Source organism: Methanococcoides sp. AM1 (assembly GCF_900774055.1).
Classification (GTDB): Archaea; Halobacteriota; Methanosarcinia; order Methanosarcinales; family Methanosarcinaceae; genus Methanococcoides.
On record NZ_CAAGSW010000001.1, the window covers coordinates 46058 to 64225 of the forward strand.

General features: G+C 41.1%; 18 protein-coding genes and 1 tRNA gene. 13 read left to right on the plus strand and 6 right to left on the minus strand.

What is annotated here, in order from left to right:
- Positions 1-127: 127 nt before the first annotated feature.
- Positions 128-541 carry a heat-shock protein gene (locus E7X57_RS00255; RefSeq protein ID WP_091688434.1) on the minus strand — a complete coding sequence of 138 codons (414 nt, stop codon included), beginning with the start codon at positions 539-541 and terminating at the stop codon, positions 128-130.
- Between the two features lie 137 nt (positions 542-678).
- Between E7X57_RS00255 and E7X57_RS00260 the strand changes: the two genes are divergently transcribed.
- From E7X57_RS00260 to E7X57_RS00285, 6 genes are all read left to right on the plus strand, one after another.
- A complete protein-coding gene (locus E7X57_RS00260; protein ID WP_135609378.1) occupies positions 679-1602 on the plus strand; it encodes an ATP-grasp domain-containing protein in 924 nt (307 codons plus the stop codon).
- A complete protein-coding gene (locus tag E7X57_RS00265) occupies positions 1599-2588 on the plus strand; it encodes a hydantoinase/oxoprolinase family protein (protein WP_135609380.1) in 990 nt (329 codons plus the stop codon). Before E7X57_RS00260 ends, E7X57_RS00265 begins: the two co-directional genes overlap by 4 nt.
- Positions 2589-2604: 16 nt before the next feature.
- Positions 2605-3237 (plus strand): amino acid kinase, encoded by a 633-nt coding sequence (locus E7X57_RS00270; RefSeq protein ID WP_135609382.1) that lies wholly within the window; start codon positions 2605-2607, stop codon positions 3235-3237.
- Positions 3238-3338: 101 nt separating this feature from the next.
- Entirely contained in the window at positions 3339-3503 is a 165-nt protein-coding gene (locus E7X57_RS00275; RefSeq protein WP_091688426.1) for an HVO_2753 family zinc finger protein, read from the plus strand.
- 9 nt (positions 3504-3512) lie between these two features.
- On the plus strand, positions 3513-3782 hold the full coding sequence (locus E7X57_RS00280; RefSeq protein ID WP_135609384.1) for an elongation factor 1-beta: 270 nt from the start codon (positions 3513-3515) through the stop codon (positions 3780-3782).
- Positions 3783-3863: 81 nt separating this feature from the next.
- Positions 3864-3935: transfer RNA gene (locus E7X57_RS00285), tRNA-Ala, on the plus strand.
- Positions 3936-4691: 756 nt separating this feature from the next.
- Here E7X57_RS00285 and putP read toward each other — a convergent pair.
- Positions 4692-6179, minus strand: coding sequence for a sodium/proline symporter PutP (gene putP / locus E7X57_RS00290; protein WP_210409015.1), 1488 nt, complete (start codon positions 6177-6179; stop codon positions 4692-4694).
- Positions 6180-6401: 222 nt separating this feature from the next.
- Positions 6402-7358, minus strand: coding sequence for a cache domain-containing protein (locus tag E7X57_RS00295; RefSeq protein WP_244603545.1), 957 nt, complete (start codon positions 7356-7358; stop codon positions 6402-6404).
- 376 nt (positions 7359-7734) lie between these two features.
- On the opposite strand from E7X57_RS00295, the gene E7X57_RS00300 reads away from it, so the two are divergent.
- Positions 7735-8319 (plus strand): cache domain-containing protein, encoded by a 585-nt coding sequence (locus tag E7X57_RS00300; RefSeq protein ID WP_135609386.1) that lies wholly within the window; start codon positions 7735-7737, stop codon positions 8317-8319.
- 66 nt (positions 8320-8385) lie between these two features.
- The gene (locus tag E7X57_RS00305; protein ID WP_256369402.1) at positions 8386-8670 is read left to right on the plus strand and encodes a cupin domain-containing protein; all 285 of its coding nucleotides are present in this window, start codon (positions 8386-8388) and stop codon (positions 8668-8670) included.
- A gap of 639 nt (positions 8671-9309) precedes the next feature.
- On the opposite strand, the gene E7X57_RS00310 is transcribed toward E7X57_RS00305, so the two are convergent.
- Positions 9310-9507 (minus strand): hypothetical protein, encoded by a 198-nt coding sequence (locus tag E7X57_RS00310; protein WP_135609390.1) that lies wholly within the window; start codon positions 9505-9507, stop codon positions 9310-9312.
- Positions 9508-9586: 79 nt separating this feature from the next.
- Here E7X57_RS00310 and E7X57_RS00315 point away from each other — a divergent pair, with 79 nt between their 5' ends.
- Positions 9587-10291, plus strand: a complete 705-nt coding sequence (locus E7X57_RS00315) for a phosphoribosyltransferase (RefSeq protein ID WP_244603546.1) — start codon at positions 9587-9589, stop codon at positions 10289-10291.
- Between the two features lie 159 nt (positions 10292-10450).
- Here E7X57_RS00315 and E7X57_RS00320 read toward each other — a convergent pair whose 3' ends face one another.
- Positions 10451-11377 (minus strand): ribose 1,5-bisphosphate isomerase, encoded by a 927-nt coding sequence (locus tag E7X57_RS00320; RefSeq protein WP_135609392.1) that lies wholly within the window; start codon positions 11375-11377, stop codon positions 10451-10453.
- 384 nt (positions 11378-11761) lie between these two features.
- Between E7X57_RS00320 and E7X57_RS00325 the strand changes: the two genes are divergently transcribed.
- Positions 11762-12346, plus strand: a complete 585-nt coding sequence (locus E7X57_RS00325) for a hypothetical protein (RefSeq protein WP_135609394.1) — start codon at positions 11762-11764, stop codon at positions 12344-12346.
- A 608-nt stretch (positions 12347-12954) separates the two neighbouring features.
- On the opposite strand, the gene E7X57_RS00330 is transcribed toward E7X57_RS00325, so the two are convergent.
- Complete coding sequence (locus tag E7X57_RS00330) at positions 12955-13779, minus strand: hypothetical protein (protein ID WP_135609396.1); 825 nt, start codon at positions 13777-13779, stop codon at positions 12955-12957.
- A gap of 111 nt (positions 13780-13890) precedes the next feature.
- On the opposite strand from E7X57_RS00330, the gene E7X57_RS00335 reads away from it, so the two are divergent.
- The 3 genes from E7X57_RS00335 to E7X57_RS00345 are packed head-to-tail and all read left to right on the plus strand — an operon-like array spanning position 13891 to position 18164.
- Positions 13891-16731 carry a DEAD/DEAH box helicase family protein gene (locus E7X57_RS00335; RefSeq protein ID WP_135609398.1) on the plus strand — a complete coding sequence of 947 codons (2841 nt, stop codon included), beginning with the start codon at positions 13891-13893 and terminating at the stop codon, positions 16729-16731.
- A 3-nt stretch (positions 16732-16734) separates the two neighbouring features.
- Positions 16735-17889 carry a restriction endonuclease subunit S gene (locus E7X57_RS00340; RefSeq protein WP_135609400.1) on the plus strand — a complete coding sequence of 385 codons (1155 nt, stop codon included), beginning with the start codon at positions 16735-16737 and terminating at the stop codon, positions 17887-17889.
- Positions 17886-18164: a hypothetical protein gene (locus tag E7X57_RS00345; protein WP_135609403.1), complete on the plus strand. Its 279-nt coding sequence runs from the start codon at positions 17886-17888 to the stop codon at positions 18162-18164. Before E7X57_RS00340 ends, E7X57_RS00345 begins: the two co-directional genes overlap by 4 nt.
- The last annotated feature ends 4 nt before the right edge of the window (positions 18165-18168 follow it).

An 18168-nucleotide genomic window follows, 5' to 3' on the forward strand; every position in this document is an offset into this window, starting at 1 on the left:
CAGCGGTATAATTAACAGCAGATGATTGTTTGAAGTTCTATAAATACGTTATGGTTTGGTTTGCACGCTACACTAAAAAAGAACAGACCAAAAACAAGCCCCAACAAGCGCCTTTGGTCAAATTGGTTCAGGCATATTCTGCCTGCATCTTATAAGATAGTAATTTTACAAGCAACATGCTTGCGATCATACAGATGGCAAGTGCTGACACCAGTCGATCCCACCCCAATACACTGAGGCCGTCCTTGAGGACAAAATCAACGCCTCCAAAAAATGAAAAGATGGAGATGGTAGCTGCAAGTGACACGACACATCCACCGATAAGTGCACCTATCTGGTCGGCACCCCTCTTCTCAAAGAATACTGAACCTACTATGAACACCACAGCAAATATCAGCAATATTACAGAAGAAGGCATTGGACTGATGCCACTGGAAAGAATGTTCATAACTCCAAGAGCCATACCGATCATAAAAATGGACATGGTACCTGAAACAGCAAGCGCCTGTAAAAAAGGATTATCTGAAATTTCCGCATTCATCCTTCATATCCCTCGCGTTGTAATTTGTGTTGCTGATATATATAGTAATTGTCGAAGACACACAATAAATAGGGAATATATTCACAGCACCATGATCCACAGTAAATAACAAATAAGATGATAGAATCTCACCTTACATGAAAATACTCCTTTCGGAATATGCCCTCAGCACCGGCATGGGTGGAACCTACCTTTTAGAAGGTAAAGCAATGCTCCACACCCTGACATCCAGTTTTTCGCGCCTTGGACACGAAGTAGTATACACATCGTCAGGACCAACGATAGAATATGGCAACCCAATTGATTCCAACGAGGACAATATCAATGAAATTCTGGAGAAACAGGCAAAGGATTGCGATGCAGCCCTTGTGATCGCACCTGAAGAGCTTCTACCCGATATCACAGCCATAATCGATGACAATACACTGAACCTCGGCTGCCCCTTTGAGTCAGTATCTATTTGCTCGGATAAGCTGGAATGTACCAGAAAACTGGAAAACGCATCAATTGCGACTCCGGGAACTTATTCTGCTGACCAGGAAATACCAAAAGAGAAACGCTGGGTAGTAAAGCCAAGATACGGGTGTGCATCAGAGGATACATTCGTAAGCCACTACCCGAAATTGAAAAAAGGTCAGATCGCAACAGAGTATGTCGAAGGAGAACATTTAAGTGTCAGCCTCATCTGTGGAAAGAAGACACTCCCATTAACAGTGAATAAGCAAATGATAGATATCGATCCCGAAAAGGATTCGTCTTCTGTTGATTACTGCGGCTGCACGACGCCATACCCTACCGAAAGGATGCAGGAGCTTTATGAAACAGCTATCGAGGCAACCAGCATACTGGGATGCAATGGGTACACCGGAGTGGACATAATACTGAGAGACAGGCCATATATAATAGACATTAATCCAAGACCTACGACATCTCTTGTAGGCATTACTAAAATAATGGACAGGGAGATAGCAGAGCTTCTGATAGCTAATGCTCTTGGGCAACCACTCCCACAGATAAATATTACAGGAAATTACTCGTTCACCAAAGAGGAATTGATATGAAATATATTGGAATAGATATTGGCGGAGCCAATACAAAGGTCGCCTCCTCTGATGGGGAAATCAAAGAACTGCTCTACATCCCGCTATGGAAAGATACAACACTTCCATCAGCACTTAAGGAACTATCAAAAAAGCTCAACCCCGATGGCCTGGCTGTTGTAATGACAGGAGAACTTGCAGACTGTTTTGTAGACAAGGATGAGGGAATCAGCTTTATTATGAACGCTGTGAACAACGCTTTCGATTGCAAGATAGAATACGTGAACAACAGTGGGCACTTCCAGGACAGTACCCAGAACACAAGGGACCTTGCTGCTGCCAATTGGGCTGCATCTGCCCGCATGATAGGAAAAGAGGTAGGAGATTGTATTTTTGTAGATGTGGGCAGCACCACCAGTGATATTATTCCCATTAAGAACGGCAAACATATGGCAGGATATACCGATTTTTCCAGGCTGCTTCGCAGTGAGCTGGTATATGCAGGAACCCTGCGCACGAACCTTGCAGCCCTGCTTAAGAGCGTAGAACTAAAGGAAGGAACATGCCGCATCTCTTCCGAACTTTTTGCAACCACTGCTGATGCATACATGCTTCTTGGTGATATAGACAAGGAGCTGTTCACATGCGAAACCTCAGATGGTGCCGGCCGGGACAGAATTGATTGCATGAGAAGGCTTGCACGAGTAGTATGTGCCGATCTTGCAGAAATATCTGAAGAGGACCTGCTTATGATAGCAAAAGATGTGAAGGAAACACAGATATCCCTGCTTTGTGATGCAATATCCACTGTTGCTGAGAAGAATGGTCTTGACACTATTGTCTCCGCAGGACTGGGAGAATTCATGATAGAAGAAGCTGCAATGCGTCTTGACCTTGATTGTTTCTCAACTTCCGACAAGTGGGGACCTGAGATATCAAAGGTGTTCCCTGCTTATGCTGCTGCAAAGCTGCTTGAAGAAGAGGAAAACGAAAAAAATACGAATTGAGATCCTGCGATAAGAAATGAAAGTAGTCCTTAAGATCGGTGGAAGCCTGATAGAGCAAGCTGATGATCTGCTAAAAGCAATCATGGAACAAATTGTCAGCACAGAAAGCAAAGTAAAGATAGTGGTCGTACCAGGAGGAGGTGTCTTTGCCAATGGAATTCGAGAAGCAAGCAGAGCATATTCGATCGGTGATGAAGCTGCCCACTGGATGGCTGTGGCAGCAATGGAACAATATGCGTACCTTCTTGTGGACAAAAGTGGCATGCCTTCAATTGATGATACGGATAATGTGCCTGAAGGAATGTCCATCCTGTTGCCATATAAATTACTAAAGACAACTGATGAGCTCGAACATTCATGGGATGTTACATCAGACACCATAGCAGCATGGGTTGCGCATCGGATCGATGCAGCACTTATCAAAGCCACAGATGTTGATGGAGTTCTAAATGAAGGTGAACTTATCGAAAAGATCACTGCTAAAGAACTTGAGAGCATGGGAGAGACATGTACTGACCGGATACTACCGCACATATTGGATAAATATGGCATGGACTGTGTCATCGTTAATGGAAACATTCCAGAAAGAGTGGTTGCTGCTATCGAAGGGAAAATGGTTAGGAGTACATACATCAAGGGGAATATTTAAATTATATACCGCGTATGTACAGAAACCGTTATAGCTTATCGCGACACGAAGCGTTTCGTTCAAGCATTATACATATTTACAGAATCAAAAGGAGTATTACAATGGCAAAAGTTGAACAATGCACATCATGTGGAGTTCGCCTTGTTGAGAAGGGTTTCACAAGATTCCCATGCCCAGCATGTGACACCGAGCTTGGAAGATGTACCAAGTGCAGACAACAGAGCAACCCTTACACATGCCCTAAATGCGGCTTTGTAGGACCCTGAGGGACCGATATGGGAGAAGTAGCAGCAACAATGAAGATCATGCCAGAAGGTGTCGACACCGACCTGGATGACCTGAAGAACAAACTAGAAGCAGTATTGCCAGAAGGCTCATCAATGTTTGGTTCAGAGGTAGAACCTGTTGCTTTTGGTCTGAAAGCACTCAAGGTAGTAATCCTTGTAGGTGACCTTGAAGGCGGTACCGAATCCGTTGAAGAGGCTTTTGCAGCAGTTCCTGGCGTAGAAAGTGTACAGGTCACTGAATTAGGCAGACCTGTATAATCGCAAAGAGCTTTTTCTTATCTCTTTTTCTTTTCTTTTAATTTTCCTTAATATCGTAGTAATTACTCTAAATATTATGACGGGCTCGTAGATCAGGGGGAGATCGTTACGTTCGCAACGTAAAGGCCGCGGGTTCAAATCCCGCCGAGTCCAGTAAGAAAGTTTAGATAGACCTAAGAAGATAGCGATTTTCTGCAAGAATTGAGTATATAAGTCTCTGTCTTTTTTGTACTTAACCCAGCTGGTTAGTTGTAATCTTGATCAAAAGTTAAGCAGGATTGTATCTGCTGGAAGGCCACAGCTCGCTTGTGCACAGGCATCTCACATAAAAGAAAACACATATGCATACGTTCACAAATCACTCTACATCCTTCTAGGGGCTTCTGGAGATATGCCTACATGTCTTTTCTCAGTTATTCGGAAATATGCTGAGTTGAGATTGCGGTACCAGAAGGGTTTGACGAGATTGAGAAAATAGAGCAAAAATCCTGAACCATAATTTGTTTTTACTCAAAAAACAATATATAATGTGGGAGTGGGAGCTAAAGGATTCTTTGTCAATCGGCTGTGACTCCAATTAGACAAACTATCCAGAAAAACGTCAACTACCTGGCTTCTGTTCCCACATTATACTATTTTTGTAGAAGCTTGAGGTTCTGTTTCTTTTTGCACTTTGCTTTTTGAACAGTTAAGATTAAAAGTACCTCTGATTACAAAATATTATACTTGACAATAAAGTCCTGCAGTTATACAGGCAACGCGGGTTACTGGAAAGTCCTTGGATAAAAAGAAGAATTCACGACTCTTGGCTTAATTGCCAGGAATGTGCGCGAATTGTCTTTGTTGGAACTGGGTCTGGTTATTTTACATTCGCCGAAGTAGTTAGAAGTAAGTAAAAAAGGTAAAAGTTCAGACCGACCTCTGAACTTTCTCAAACTCATCCTGTATTTCCTGCTCCGGCTCCTCACCAAATCTGGTAACCAGCCAGATGACAATGCTGGAAAGCACAAATCCCGGTACGATCTCGTAGAGATCGAAGATACCTCCTGTGAGCTGTTTCCAGACGATAACCGTGGTACCACCAATGAGTATTCCGGCAAGGGCTGCATTCCTTGTCATTTTCTTTGAGAACAGTGAGAAGATGATGGCAGGGCCAAAAGCTGCACCGAATCCTGCCCATGCATAGGCTACAAGGTCAAGGACAGAACTTTCCGGGTCGAGTGCGAAGTAGTAGGCAAGAAGGGAGATCCCGATAACCGTGATACGCCCCATCCAGACAAGCTGCCTCTGGCTGGCATCTGACTTGAATAGCAGCGTGTATATGTCTGTAAAAGCAGAAGATGCCACAAGTAACTGTGAGTCAGCAGTACTCATTATGGCTGCCAGGATCGCTGCCAGCATTATTCCTGCAACGACCGGGTGGAAGAGGCTGTTGATCATTACCATGAACACGGTCTCGCTTGTAGCTCCTGCAAGGAACTCCGGGACATATGCCCTTCCCACAAGACCGACGATCACTGCAAATGCGAGGGAGATGGTTACCCATGACATGGCTATTGCACGGGACTGTTTTATCTCCTCAGGTTTTTTGATCGCCATGAAACGTACAAGTATGTGTGGCTGTCCGAAATACCCGAAGCCCCATGCCATGAGGGATACGATTGCCATCAGTGAGATCATGGTTCCGTCAGAGCCTGTAAATGGGCTCAGGAGGCTTGGGTCGATGGTCCTTATCATGTCAGTGGTCGAAGTGATCCCTCCAAGGCCTTTCATGGCTGTCAGAGGCACTAATGTGATAGCAAGGATCATGAGCAGGCCCTGGAAGAAATCAGTCCAGCAGACCGCCATGAATCCTCCCATGAAAGTATAGAAGATGATGGCAAGCACTCCGATGGTAAGCGCTGTGACATATTCGCCCCCGAAGACCGTGCTGAAAAGCTTACCGCCAGCAACGAAACCGGAGGATGTGTAGAAGAGGAAGAATATCAGGATGAACAGGGCTGAGATCGTTCTCAGGAGTTTGCTCTTATCGCGGAAACGGTTCTCGAAATACACCGGGATTGTGAGGGCATCACCTGCTTCCGTTGTGTATTTTCGAAGCCTCTTGGCAACGAACTTCCAGTTAAGGTATGTTCCGATTCCCAGCCCAAGGGCGATCCATATAGCTTCCATTCCTGCAAGGTATGCATAGCCGGGTAATCCCAGAAGCAGCCAGCCGCTCATGTCTGATGCTTGGTAACTTAAAGCGGTTACCCATTTGTTCAGTTTCCTGCCACCAAGAATATAATCGGACAGGTTCTCGTTTCTCTTATAATAGTAAAAACCGATCGTTAGCATAAAAAGCAGATATAATGCAATTACAATCGCAACACTCTGGTTTCCGGATATAATTTCCATGACTAATGTTCTCCTGTGGGTATTTGTCTTTGGATTGGCCCTAGATACAATTTTTCCGTTATTAATGTTATAATTTTTCAGTAAAGCATTAAAATCCTTGAACAACGACTGTTTTGCAAAGCGATTCTGCTCTACATGATCTATACTTTCGAAAGGTGTATAGAATAAGAAGTGGATTCATCAAAGAACTGAAGGGGATCTGGATGCATCTGCCCCCGTTTATTAGTTCAAATATACTCCGGCACCGAGCCACCAGGTATCATCGACCTTTTGGACGTAGCTCATCTTGGGTTCAAGGGTCATATTGTGGGCCGGGTTGTAGTAATGGTAGAAGATGAAACCGCCGCCTTGCTGTGCCAGAAGGATCTCGACATGGGTGTAATTTACGCCATAGGGATCCTGAAGCCCGGAAAGATCGGTTCCAATCAACTGGGGCTGATAGGGGAGCGCCAGGGTCGTTCCATTATGATCGAAGGCGTAGATGTAGAGATTATCACGTACAAACGTACCGTTCTGGTCATTGAACTCCGCGATCGCGGCATCCTGTCCGTTCGTATGGGCATACTCAATCGCTTCCCCTACAAAGGATTCCAAGCTCTCTCTTACCTGGGGATCTGTGCCCGTCCTCACGACCGGCGAATCCTCCTGCGGATCGTAGATGCCGGCTCCGATGAACCAGCCCTCGTCCACCATCATCACGTAGCTGAGTTTCTGTTTGACCGTGAAATTATCTGCAGGGTCTACATAGAGATACCGGGCGAAGCCGCCGTCGGACTGTGCGGTGGTTGCCATATCCTGGATAAATGCGGTGCCGTTCGCATCAGTAATGTTCCAACGTTTCGTCCCGATTATCTCGGGCTGGAATGGAAGGGCCAGTGTGTTGCCCTCGGTATCGTAGGCGAAGATATAGAGTTCGCCGTCAACGAACTGGCCAGTCTGGTTATTGAATTCCCGTAGAGCGGCTTCCTGTCCGTGGACGTGCGCATATTCATAAGCTATCTCTACGAATGCTACAAGCTCTCCTGGAGACACGGTGGAACTGGGAGCTAGGGACAGTGCATTGGTCGGCGTAGCTTCCGATTGGTTCTGAGGAAGAGTTGTATCGGTGTCCGTACAGCCGGCACCAAGGACAGTTATCAGTACGAGTGTAACAGTAAAAAGGATTGTAGAAGTTCTCATAAATAAGAATTAGAGTTTCTATTAATAAAGATTAGGTTTTTTCAAGATTGCTCCAGAATTTCAGTCATAATCTTCTTACAATCACCCCTTTCCCCTGCTTCCACATCGTAATATGTTTTAACGTTGAATGCAATATATTGAATGAGAGTGGGAGTTGTAGAAAACAAGGCGATTTTTGGAACTTGTGGGGAATCCACAGGGCAAAATCGAGAACGTGGCGAATTGAGACGAACAAACAGTTGCATTGGGTCTGCAATGCATCGGTTGAAAGTCTGCAGAACCCTACGAATTTTAGTCGTGGGAGCAGTCACGAGATAATGACCCAATAAGTCGTATTTGTTTTCTAAGAACATGTATGTTATAGGAGTGTTGCGACATGATCGAGCTGAAGAAAGTAATTTGCGTTCTATTGGTCCTTGTAATGTTCTTCGTAGTTGCAGGGTGTGTGCAACCAGATGATACTGGTGAAGGACTAGATGATATTGATGAAGACGAACAAGGCATAGTTGAGGAACAGAATGAACTGGCTTCCCAAAGAGAATTTACGGTCTCACAGGTCAATTTAGCCGTTGAGCTAATCGAGGAGGAAGGAGAGCAAGCCTTCCCACAGTTCAGGGAGAAGAGCAATCAGTGGTTCCATGATGATTTCTACATTTTCGTCTGGAGAACTGATGGAATACGTGTGGTATATCCACCTGATGTCAGCGGTGAGGGGGAGGATGTGAGCAATCTTGAAGACTTCAACGGTAAACCAATAGGCCAGATGTTCATAGACATGGCCCAGAGCGAAGAAGGAGAGGGCTGGATTGATTACTACTGGCCAAAACCCGATGAGATCGAGCCTTCAATGAAGCACACCTTCATCAAAGTGGCATCCTTTGATAACCAAACCTATATTGTGGGATCAGGGTTCTACGTTGATGACTATATCTATACCGAGACTCTTGAAGACGTTAATTAAACCCGCTATGGAAACATATCCGTTGGATATCTCATCCACCCAGCAAAAGTTGACTGGGATCTGGGTATAGATTACAGCTTTACACATGTGATAATCGATGCAGGGCAGTCGATTGAACCTCACATAATGAAGAAAACCGAGGTATACTATGTTCTTGAAGGTGAAGGTGTGCTCTACATAGAAGATGTGCCATTTGAACTGAGTAAAGGAAAAGTTGTCCACATACCTGCAAACTCAAAGCAGTACACGGAGAGCACTGGGGATGTTGACCTTGTGGTCTTTGTTATAGACCAATCTGCCTGGGCAAAAGAAAATGTCTTCTCTTTTGTTCCGTTTTTTACTTTTTTTTAGGAAATCCGATTGTAACTAATACTGCAATCCACAAGACAACAAATTCCAATGAAACAAAAACCGTCATTATAGCTGGTACAACAATAACCAGGATGAAAGCATCAACTGTAAGTTCTAAAGTGAAACCGTTTCGTCAACAAATCCGCCGACATCTATTCTGTTGTTTTTGACCTAGGCAGAACCATTAATTTGATATCTCCACTTAAGATTAAAAAATATTGGTGAAGAGCGCCTTCATATTAATCGATTCTTATGTTCAAATCCTGGGCACCATATTGGAGATTTATGGGATTCAACTGTTTCATGTTTGATTAAACGATTCAACCTGTTACACGTATACTCATATCCCCTTTCGCTTGGGAAGTCGTTCCAGCATTTAAAATGTTCACATAAGGTGCAATCGTCGCGTTTTAATTCAGGGTCATGGTAGTCTTCCCATTCTCCACACCACGTATCGATATCAGTTTGAGGGAATCCCTCAAGGAAGAGAGTATGCTTCCGGCACTCTCCTTTAGCTGATTCCGAATTTACATCAATTAGTACCCAATTTTTGCAATATAAGCATTTTTTTATTGAATCCATACTACCACTTTTATACAAACTTCTCACTCATATAAAAATATTTATACTAATGCCGATTCAGTGCAACACTGCATAAGACAAGAACTTCTTCTTCTGCATCAACATGCTTGCAGCACCACTCAATGCATCAACCTGATCATCCTGAGCTCCTTCAGAGAACTGTTCAAGCTCTGCCAGAAAAGCATTAATCCAACTGTCCTTAACAAGCTTGAAATTTCTGAAGAGATTCTGGATATAAAAATGATTTTTTGCCATCAATGAATGCATGGTTGAAACGAAGTATAAATATCAATATTCGAAACATTTTTACAGAATGGAAACTAATTTTATATTTATGGTAGTTGTGAGCAGATATCCACCTGCTGATCGTACCTCTTTTAAATGCGATTTGATGGGTTTTGGGGAAACATATAACCTTGCTAAGATACTTGCCAAAAAAATAAGAGATTCAGGGGATTTGCCTGACATAATAGTTGCTATAGGTAGAGGTGGCTATGTACCTGCCAGGTTAATATGTGATTTTCTTCTTTTTGATGACCTGACAACAATAAAGATCGAGCACTACAAAGGGGCCGCAGACATTCAAGAGATGGCAACGCTCAAGTTCCCAATCTCTGTTGATATTCATGATAAAAAGATCCTTGTTGTGGATGATGTTACAGATACGGGTAAAACACTAAGTCTTGCTGTAGAATATCTGGAAAGCCTTAAGCCAGCAGAGATCAAAACTGCAGTTCTCCAGCACAAAATATGTTCGGATTTCGTGCCGGATTATTATGCTAAAAAGGTTGTTAAATGGAGGTGGATAATTTACCCATGGGCTGCTTACGAAGATCTTGCAGGATTTACCGAAAATATAATTGCTGACAGGACTTTAACCCCTAAACAAATTTGTAATGAATTTGATGCCTGCTACAGTATAACTATAAAAGGATCTGATCTGACAAAGATACTTGAAGACTTGAATGAAAGGGGACGCATAGAGTGCATTGATGATAAAAGGAAGATGCTATGGAGAAAAGCAAACGTTTCGAAATAAGCCGTAGCTAAGTGTATTACACGTCCTTTGATGTGTATAAAATAGAGTTCTTTAAGGTCTATGTTAATTGCTGTGCCAATTTATGTAAACCCCGTCCTTTTAGGACTCACGTCACTCCTTTTTCTTCATGATTTGATATTCTTATTTTAGTGTTTTATATCATCCGATGTTGGAAAGTTCCCACCCGAAATGTTCCCTGATGATAGTGTAGGCCATCTGTGGGGGGAATGCTCCTACCTCTGTTATTATCATGTCAATGTATTCGGCAGGTGTTATGTCGAATGCAGGATTTTTGACTTTCACATTTGGCATTTCTGCAAGAACCTTTGGATCAATGACTTCATCTGCTGACCTTTCTTCGATATCTATCATGTCACCAAGTATCGTGTTTGGGATGAACTTGAAAGTTTCAGCAACGCTTAGAACATTCTTCCTTGCTTCGTGTGCAGCATGGGCCAATTGTGATGTTCCTACCTTGTTTACAAGAGCACCATTGAACGTTATTGCATCAGCTCCAACTATTACGGTATCAACCTCTTTCATGAAGTATCTGACTGCAGAATCCACGATCAATGTGGTGGGAATGCCGTAATCGTTCAGTTCCCTTATGGTAAGGAATCCCTGTCTTCTCGGGCGTGATTCGGTTGCTATGACCGAGATGTCCTTGCCCTGCTTGAAAGCAGTAGATATGACCGAAAGTGCTGCATGGGAATTGGAGTGTGTCATGATAACGTCCCCGTCATGTATCCTTTTAGCACCGATCTTTCCCATTTTATCAAGAGCTTCTCCTGCATGATTGAGGAACATATCCGCATTCAGGACTATTTCCTCCCGTGCTCCTGCTACATCATCAGAATAATGACGTTTTGTGATCTGCACTGCATTTGAAAGGGATACGGCGGTAGGCCGTGTCTGGATAAGGACATTTGCAGCCTCATCCACTTTCCTGTTGAAATCCGTTATGTTAGTAACCTTGAGGCTCAGTACGTAATCACGAAGTGCAGCAGAGGCGGCTTTGGCGGCCCTTCCTGCTCCACATATCTCCATTGTCCTTATTTTTTCTGCGGTGTCAAGTAATTGCTGCATAAAGATACATTGGGGGTGAATGCATTTATATGTATTTGGTTATGTGCCGGGCTTCAATCCTGCATGCGTTTTCGACGTAGTGTGGTAGTATCAGTAGAATGCCATGACCCTGAATTAAAACGCGACGATTGCGCCTTATGTGAACATTTTAAATGCTGGAACGACTTCCCACGCGAAAGGGGATATGAATATACGTGTAACAAGTTGAATCGTTTAATCAAACATGAAACAGTTGAACCCCATCTTCTTCCTTGTTAGCCATCCCTCTCTCCAATACAATAATTGCAAAGATTTATTTGTGTATTTGTACAATTATTGTATATGTATATTCAGTGGGGTTCTGGAATATGTTAACATTAATCGAAGATAAAAGAGGGATATTAAATGGAATCTAAAAGGGATTCTTTATCAACGCATCTAAGTATCTTTTTGATTCTGGTCCTTGTCAACACACTCATTTCAAGGTTTGCAATTGTCAATTCTCCAATATCTCCGACTCCGGGTGTATCCGGAATATATTTTGCGGCGGCTTTCATGATCGCTTTTGGGCTGTGGTATGGAATGTGGGGTGCTCTATCTGCTTATCTGGGCTGCCTGATAGGTGCAGGAACTCTTGTCGACATGCCTTTTTCACTAAACATAATATGGTCTCTTGCAGATTTCTGGCAGGTTCTTATACCGCTTATAGCTTTCATTTCACTGGGCGCTGATATCACTCTGAAGACACGGAGGGATGTAGCCATTTTTCTTGTGTTCGGACTTTTCCTCAATAATCTAGTGGGTGCTGTATGGGGTTCTTCCGTACTTGTTGCCGGGGGAATTGTCCCATGGTCTGAATACAGGATTGTTTTCCAAGGATGGTTCATTGGCAATCTGGTTGTTACAATCCTCATAACGCCTCTTCTGCTCAGGTTCGTAACTCCTTATCTGAGTAATACAAGATCATATATCAGGGGTTACTGGAGCTGATGCCTTTATTCTCTAAAAAAGAAAAGTAAACACTCCACAACCCTCTTTTTAGGAGGCACAAATATAGAAGTCACCCAGCTTCACTTCGAAACTCTCCAACCTTTCCATCACATGAGCATTGAGAGCATCTACCTTGTAGAACCTCTTTGCCAATTCAACTTATTACTCACTAACGTTACCAAATTTGTCTATCAAGCAACCTAGTAAAGAACCCGCCGAGTCCAGTAAGAAACTTTAGATAGACCTAGATAGATGTCGATTTTCTGCAAGAATTGAGTATATAATTCTCTGTCTTTTTTGTACTTAACCTCAGTGGTAATTTGCGTGGTTCTGGTCAGAAAAAAAGCTGCCCTACATCAGCTGGGAGAATTGAGTTAGGCAGCACTTGTATTTTGTCGAGGCGTGAGGTTCGAATCATACACCCCGCATTTTAAGAAGGGGATATAGGTAACGATGAAAAACGGAACTTTTATAAATTTTTGATTTCCATAGGTTCGAATTTTACCCCTCGCATAGAAAGTTGGGGTAATAGGTATCTTGAAAAATAGATACTCAGAAATTTAAGAAGTAATCTCTAAAAATAGAATAGTAAAAAGTTTGAATGTAACTCATTTGAGTTCATCTGATAAATCATCAATTGTGCTTTTTGCCTCATTAAATATTCTGATTGCATTTTCCTTTTTATTTGATTTCATTTGCGTTAAATCATCAAGGTTATTGAAAATGATTCGATTTTGATTAGATGGATGAGTAATAGAAATCATTTTTACATTCTTATTTGATAAAGTCGGATCATTTTTCCAGAAATCGATTTGATGAAATCGACCGTCTTTTGTAGGTGTATCAAGAAAAATGATTAACTTCAATTGATTACTAAATCTAAAGTGCTTGAAAAAGCATCCTATTTCATTTTGTACATTTCTGAACACTTTTTTTGGTGGTTCAGCACTTTTTTTCACTGGATGAAGTATAGCACAGTTAAATGCTTGAGTTAATTGAATTCCAGAATCTAAACTATTATCTAAATTTTCAAACATACCATTCCATTTCGTCTTTGGGTCGTTTGTTTCCCAATATGATACAATTTTGCTCAAGTAATCAAATAAACCAATTTTACTCAAATACTCAAAAAGATTATCTCGCATTCCATTAGCATAAATAGATGAAAAACAAGCTTCATGCATTGACTTACCATTTTTCAATGCTTTTACAAATAATTCATGACTTTTATCAGATGTTGTTTTCCCACAAATAATTACATGAGGTTTATCAGGATAATTTCCTACTGGAGAATAATTTATAAAATATTCACCTACTTTTAGTGGAATTTTTATTTCTGTTGTTGAATTAGTTTTTATTTTCTCAAATTCATCATAGAATATTTGTTTATCATTAAAACATGAAAGAGAACAAATGTCTGTTGTTTTTAGCATATATGTGACTCCATCAAATAAAATTTAAAACGACATTCACTATAAACTTATTTATACAAATAAATAGTGTATGTTCTAAAGTTTAACTACTCTTACTATTGAGGATTCCCAATGCTCGATCTCAATGAATTCCAAACCAGAACACAGAAAATAGATGTTCTTCTCAAAGAACACGGATGGGATATTTCTGACAGATCAAAGGTTATAGTTGAAGTTGATACCAAGCAATCTGATTTTAGTAAGCAGATTTACAAGCAGGTTAATGAAACTCTGAAAAACGATATGGATAGCAAGTATGCCGATTACCTTTTGCTTGATAGTCTAGGTGATCCTATTGCTATTATTGAAGCAAAGAGGACCTCAAAAGATTCTATTGTAGGACAAAAACAGGCTGAGCAATATGCTGATGATATTAAAGCTCAAACTGGAAAAGATGTCTTCATTTTCCTTTCCAATGGTTATGATATCTGGTTCTGGGATCGGGAACGCTACCCTATGAGACAGGTCAAAGGATTCCATTCTCAAAAAGACCTTGAAAGAATGGATTACCAGATACAAAGCGGGAAGATTGAATCTGATATCGAGGTAAATACGGATATTGTTGACCGTGCAAAAAGCATCGAGGTTACAAAGAGGGTTGTTGAACATATCCGTAAAGGACATCGAAAAGCCCTGATTGTCATGGCAACGGGTACGGGCAAGACCCGTGTTGCAATGGCCATTATTGACCAGCTTATGTGTGAAGGTCGTATTCAGAAGGTCTTGTTTTTAGCTGATCGTAAGGAACTTAGAAAACAGGCTTATGATAAGGGATTTATGAAATTTTTCCAGGATGAGTCTAAGGAAAAAATCCTTTCAGGCAATTATGACCCTAACAAAAGACTTTATGTTTCCACCATCCAGACCTTCCAGGAAATCTATAACCAGAAAGACAAGAATGGAAGATACAAGATATCACCGGGAGAATTTGACCTTATCTTCTCAGACGAAGCTCATAGGTCTATTTACTCCAAGTGGAAAGGAATCTTCACCTATCTCGATGCCGTCCAGATAGGACTGACAGCTACACCAGCGGACCTTGTTGAGAGGGATACATTCAGGTTCTTTGAATGTGATGATAATACTCCCACAGCCCTTTACTCCTATGATGAAGCAATAAAGGATGGTGTTCTTTGTGATTTCCGCAAGAATGTATCAGGAGCAAGAACACATTTCCAGATAAAAGGGATTAAACCTGATGATCTCAGCGAAGAGGAACGTGAGGAATTGATCGCGAAAGGTATTGACCCTGATACGATTGATTTTGAAGGTACTGAGCTTGAGAAAAAGGTTGCTGTGAAAGGGACATCTGAAGCAATTGTCAGAGAATTTATGGAGAATTGTATCACTGATGAGTCTGGAACATTGCCTGCCAAGACCATCTTCTTTGCAATATCAAAGAAACATGCTCTGAGATTATGGGAGGCTTTTGAAAGACTATACCCTGAATACAAGGGACAAATGGCAAAGAGGATCGTCTCTGATGATTCAAGGGCTTCAGAATTGATCAAAGATTTCCGGGAAAAATCATTGCCAAGGGTCGCAATCTCTGTTGACATGATGGATACAGGTATTGATGTTCCTGAGGTGTGTAATCTTGTGTTTGCAAAACCTGTGTTCTCAAAGATCAAATTCTGGCAAATGCTGGGTAGAGGTACAAGGTCTGATGCTGTATGCGAAAATCGGGAATGGTTGCCAAATGGTGAGAAGGAATATTTCAAAGTATTTGATTTTTGGAACAATTTCGAGTACTGGGAAATGAACCCAAAGGGTGTCAAGAACGAATCCCCTGAAGCTATTACAAACCGTATATTCCTGTTCAGACTCAAACAACTGGACGAACTGAAGACTCGTGGTAATGAGGAACTTGTAGAAAGGGTCAAGACGACCATTATTGAAGACATCAAATCCCTTCCACAGGATTCTGTGAGTGTAAAGGAACACCTTCAAGATGTGGAAAAAGCACTTTCTCCAAAGCTCTGGGACAATGTCGGACTCAATCCGATTGAGTTCCTTCTGAAGAAGATAATGCCTTTGATGAAGTTTAAACCGGGCGTGAATCTCAATGAAGCAAACTTCACCTTAAAGTGTGAGAAGCTTGCCTATGCTATCCTTCAAAATAATACCCAAGAAATTGAACGTCTGAAAGAACCCATTGCCCAAATGGTTGACCGCCTACCAAGGACTTTGGACAAGGTAAAGGAAAAAGAGGATCTGATTGACAAAGTCCTGTCCCATTCATTCTGGAATGATATTGTTTTTGAGGATGCCAAGATGATGATCGATGAGATCTCACCTCTGATGCGCTATATGAACAAAGAGCCCAGAAAAACCATTGTAATTGACATGGGGGACACGATAGAAGAGAGGAAAGAGTGGGTAATCGGTGATGAAAAAGCTGAATATGAAACAGCATACATGGAGAAGGTGGAGAACAGGATCAAGAAACTTGCAGAAACACATCCTGTTATCATCAAGATCAAGAATGATGAGGTCTTGACAGAAAGCGACCTTCAACAGCTTGAAGATACACTTTTCAACTCGGAGCTTACCCTCAGCGAATCAAGGCTCAAGCAGATATTTCACAGGCAGAACTCAACCCTTGTGGATTTCATAAGACATATCCTTGGACTTTATGAATTCCCATCACCTGATAATACGATCAAGGATGCATTCCAGACCTTTGTTATCGAGAATAACAAACACTATACAGCAGACCAACTCAATTTCATCAGAACAATCCAGACGGTTTTCCTGCGAAAGAAACATGTCGAGTTCTCAAACCTCTGGAACGCTCCATTCACAAACTTTGGCACAAATGCACCCATGCCAATGTTCAGCAAGGAAGAATTAAATGCTTTCATTGACATCTGCAATGGAATCGAGAGAGAAATATTTGCTTCAGAGGCATGATTAATGAAACATGAATTACCAGACGGCTGGAAATATATCCAGCTTGGCGACTTAACCAAAATAAAAACTGGAAAACTAGATGTAAATGCACAAGATAAAGATGGTCAGTATCCTTTTTTTACATGTTCTCAAAAAACCTACAAGATAGCTTTCTACGACTATGATTGTGAATGTGTCCTAGTTGCAGGAAATGGCGATTTAAATGTGAAATATTATGATGGTAAATTCAATGCATATCAGAGAACTTACATAATAGAATCATTGGATAAAGAGATCCTTGATGTAAAATATTTATATTATTTTTTGCGTAAATATATAACAATATTGAGAAATAAAACTATTGGAGGAGTTATAAAATACATAAAGCTTAGTTACTTGACTGAAATAAAATTACCAATTCCTTCCATTAAAATCCAGAAAAAAATTGTCGCCATCCTCGAAAAAGCAGACGAAACAAGAAAACTCCGAACACAGGCTGATGAATTTTCACACCAGCTTCTTCAAAGCGTATTCATGGAGATGTTTGGAGATCCTGTTAAAAATAATAAAGGATGGAACATTGAGAAAGTTGAAGATGCTGTATTAAGTATCGAAGCTGGATGGAGCGCAAACGGGGAGCAACGACGTCACACATTGAATGAATACGGTGTTTTAAAAGTAAGTGCTGTTACTCAAGGAATATTTTTACCTGAAGAACACAAAGCAATTAAGGAAAATACTGAATTAAAAAAAGTAGTTATCCCTGAAAGAGGCGATGTATTATTTAGCCGAGCCAATACTCTTGAACTAGTCGGTGCAACGTGCATTATCAAAAAAGATTATCCATGCTTATTATTACCTGACAAGTTATGGAAAATTAAAGTTGATACAAAGGTAGTAACACCTGTTTTTTTAAAATTCGTTTTGAGCCATCCTGCAATCAGGGCAGAAATTTCTAAAAAATCCACTGGTACAAGTGGTTCTATGTACAATATATCAATGAAGAAATTGAAATCAATTAACATAACCATTCCACCGATTGAAATTCAAAATAAATTCACAAATATTGTTGATAGAATCGAACAAATTAAAGATAATCAAAAGCAATCATCCGAAGAAATTAGCACTCTTTTTAATGCACTTACGCAGAAAGCCTTCACCGGAGATTTGATACATTGAGCATACCAAGGTACAGGAAAAAATTCAAATTTGGAAGTTTAAAATCTTTAGTTGATCTGAATTGGGGGAAATACGGACCCTATGGTTATGTTGGTGCAAAAGCAAAAAATGGTATCTCTGTAGGTTACTCAATAGGTACTCGTGGACAATATGGATACGGTAGTTACAATAAAAAGGGATGGCAAGCTCGAATAAAATATAATATCGAATCTGGAAATATCTCGCCTCGAATAAAGAAATATACATCCAGAAATAAAAGACAAAAATGGAACTAATATC

Coding starts and splice junctions, on each gene's coding strand:
- E7X57_RS00295 (WP_244603545.1), bottom strand. CDS start 7,358: ATGAGAACTTCTACAATCCTTTTTACTGTTACACTCGTACTGATAACT.
- E7X57_RS00330 (WP_135609396.1), bottom strand. CDS start 13,779: ATGCTAAAAACAACAGACATTTGTTCTCTTTCATGTTTTAATGATAAA.
- E7X57_RS00300 (WP_135609386.1), top strand. CDS start 7,735: ATGATCGAGCTGAAGAAAGTAATTTGCGTTCTATTGGTCCTTGTAATG.
- E7X57_RS00335 (WP_135609398.1), top strand. CDS start 13,891: ATGCTCGATCTCAATGAATTCCAAACCAGAACACAGAAAATAGATGTT.
- putP (WP_210409015.1), bottom strand. CDS start 6,179: ATGGAAATTATATCCGGAAACCAGAGTGTTGCGATTGTAATTGCATTA.
- E7X57_RS00260 (WP_135609378.1), top strand. CDS start 679: ATGAAAATACTCCTTTCGGAATATGCCCTCAGCACCGGCATGGGTGGA.
- E7X57_RS00270 (WP_135609382.1), top strand. CDS start 2,605: ATGAAAGTAGTCCTTAAGATCGGTGGAAGCCTGATAGAGCAAGCTGAT.
- E7X57_RS00275 (WP_091688426.1), top strand. CDS start 3,339: ATGGCAAAAGTTGAACAATGCACATCATGTGGAGTTCGCCTTGTTGAG.
- E7X57_RS00280 (WP_135609384.1), top strand. CDS start 3,513: ATGGGAGAAGTAGCAGCAACAATGAAGATCATGCCAGAAGGTGTCGAC.
- E7X57_RS00315 (WP_244603546.1), top strand. CDS start 9,587: ATGGTAGTTGTGAGCAGATATCCACCTGCTGATCGTACCTCTTTTAAA.
- E7X57_RS00310 (WP_135609390.1), bottom strand. CDS start 9,507: ATGGCAAAAAATCATTTTTATATCCAGAATCTCTTCAGAAATTTCAAG.
- E7X57_RS00265 (WP_135609380.1), top strand. CDS start 1,599: ATGAAATATATTGGAATAGATATTGGCGGAGCCAATACAAAGGTCGCC.
- E7X57_RS00325 (WP_135609394.1), top strand. CDS start 11,762: ATGGAATCTAAAAGGGATTCTTTATCAACGCATCTAAGTATCTTTTTG.
- E7X57_RS00340 (WP_135609400.1), top strand. CDS start 16,735: ATGAAACATGAATTACCAGACGGCTGGAAATATATCCAGCTTGGCGAC.
- E7X57_RS00255 (WP_091688434.1), bottom strand. CDS start 541: ATGAATGCGGAAATTTCAGATAATCCTTTTTTACAGGCGCTTGCTGTT.
- E7X57_RS00320 (WP_135609392.1), bottom strand. CDS start 11,377: ATGCAGCAATTACTTGACACCGCAGAAAAAATAAGGACAATGGAGATA.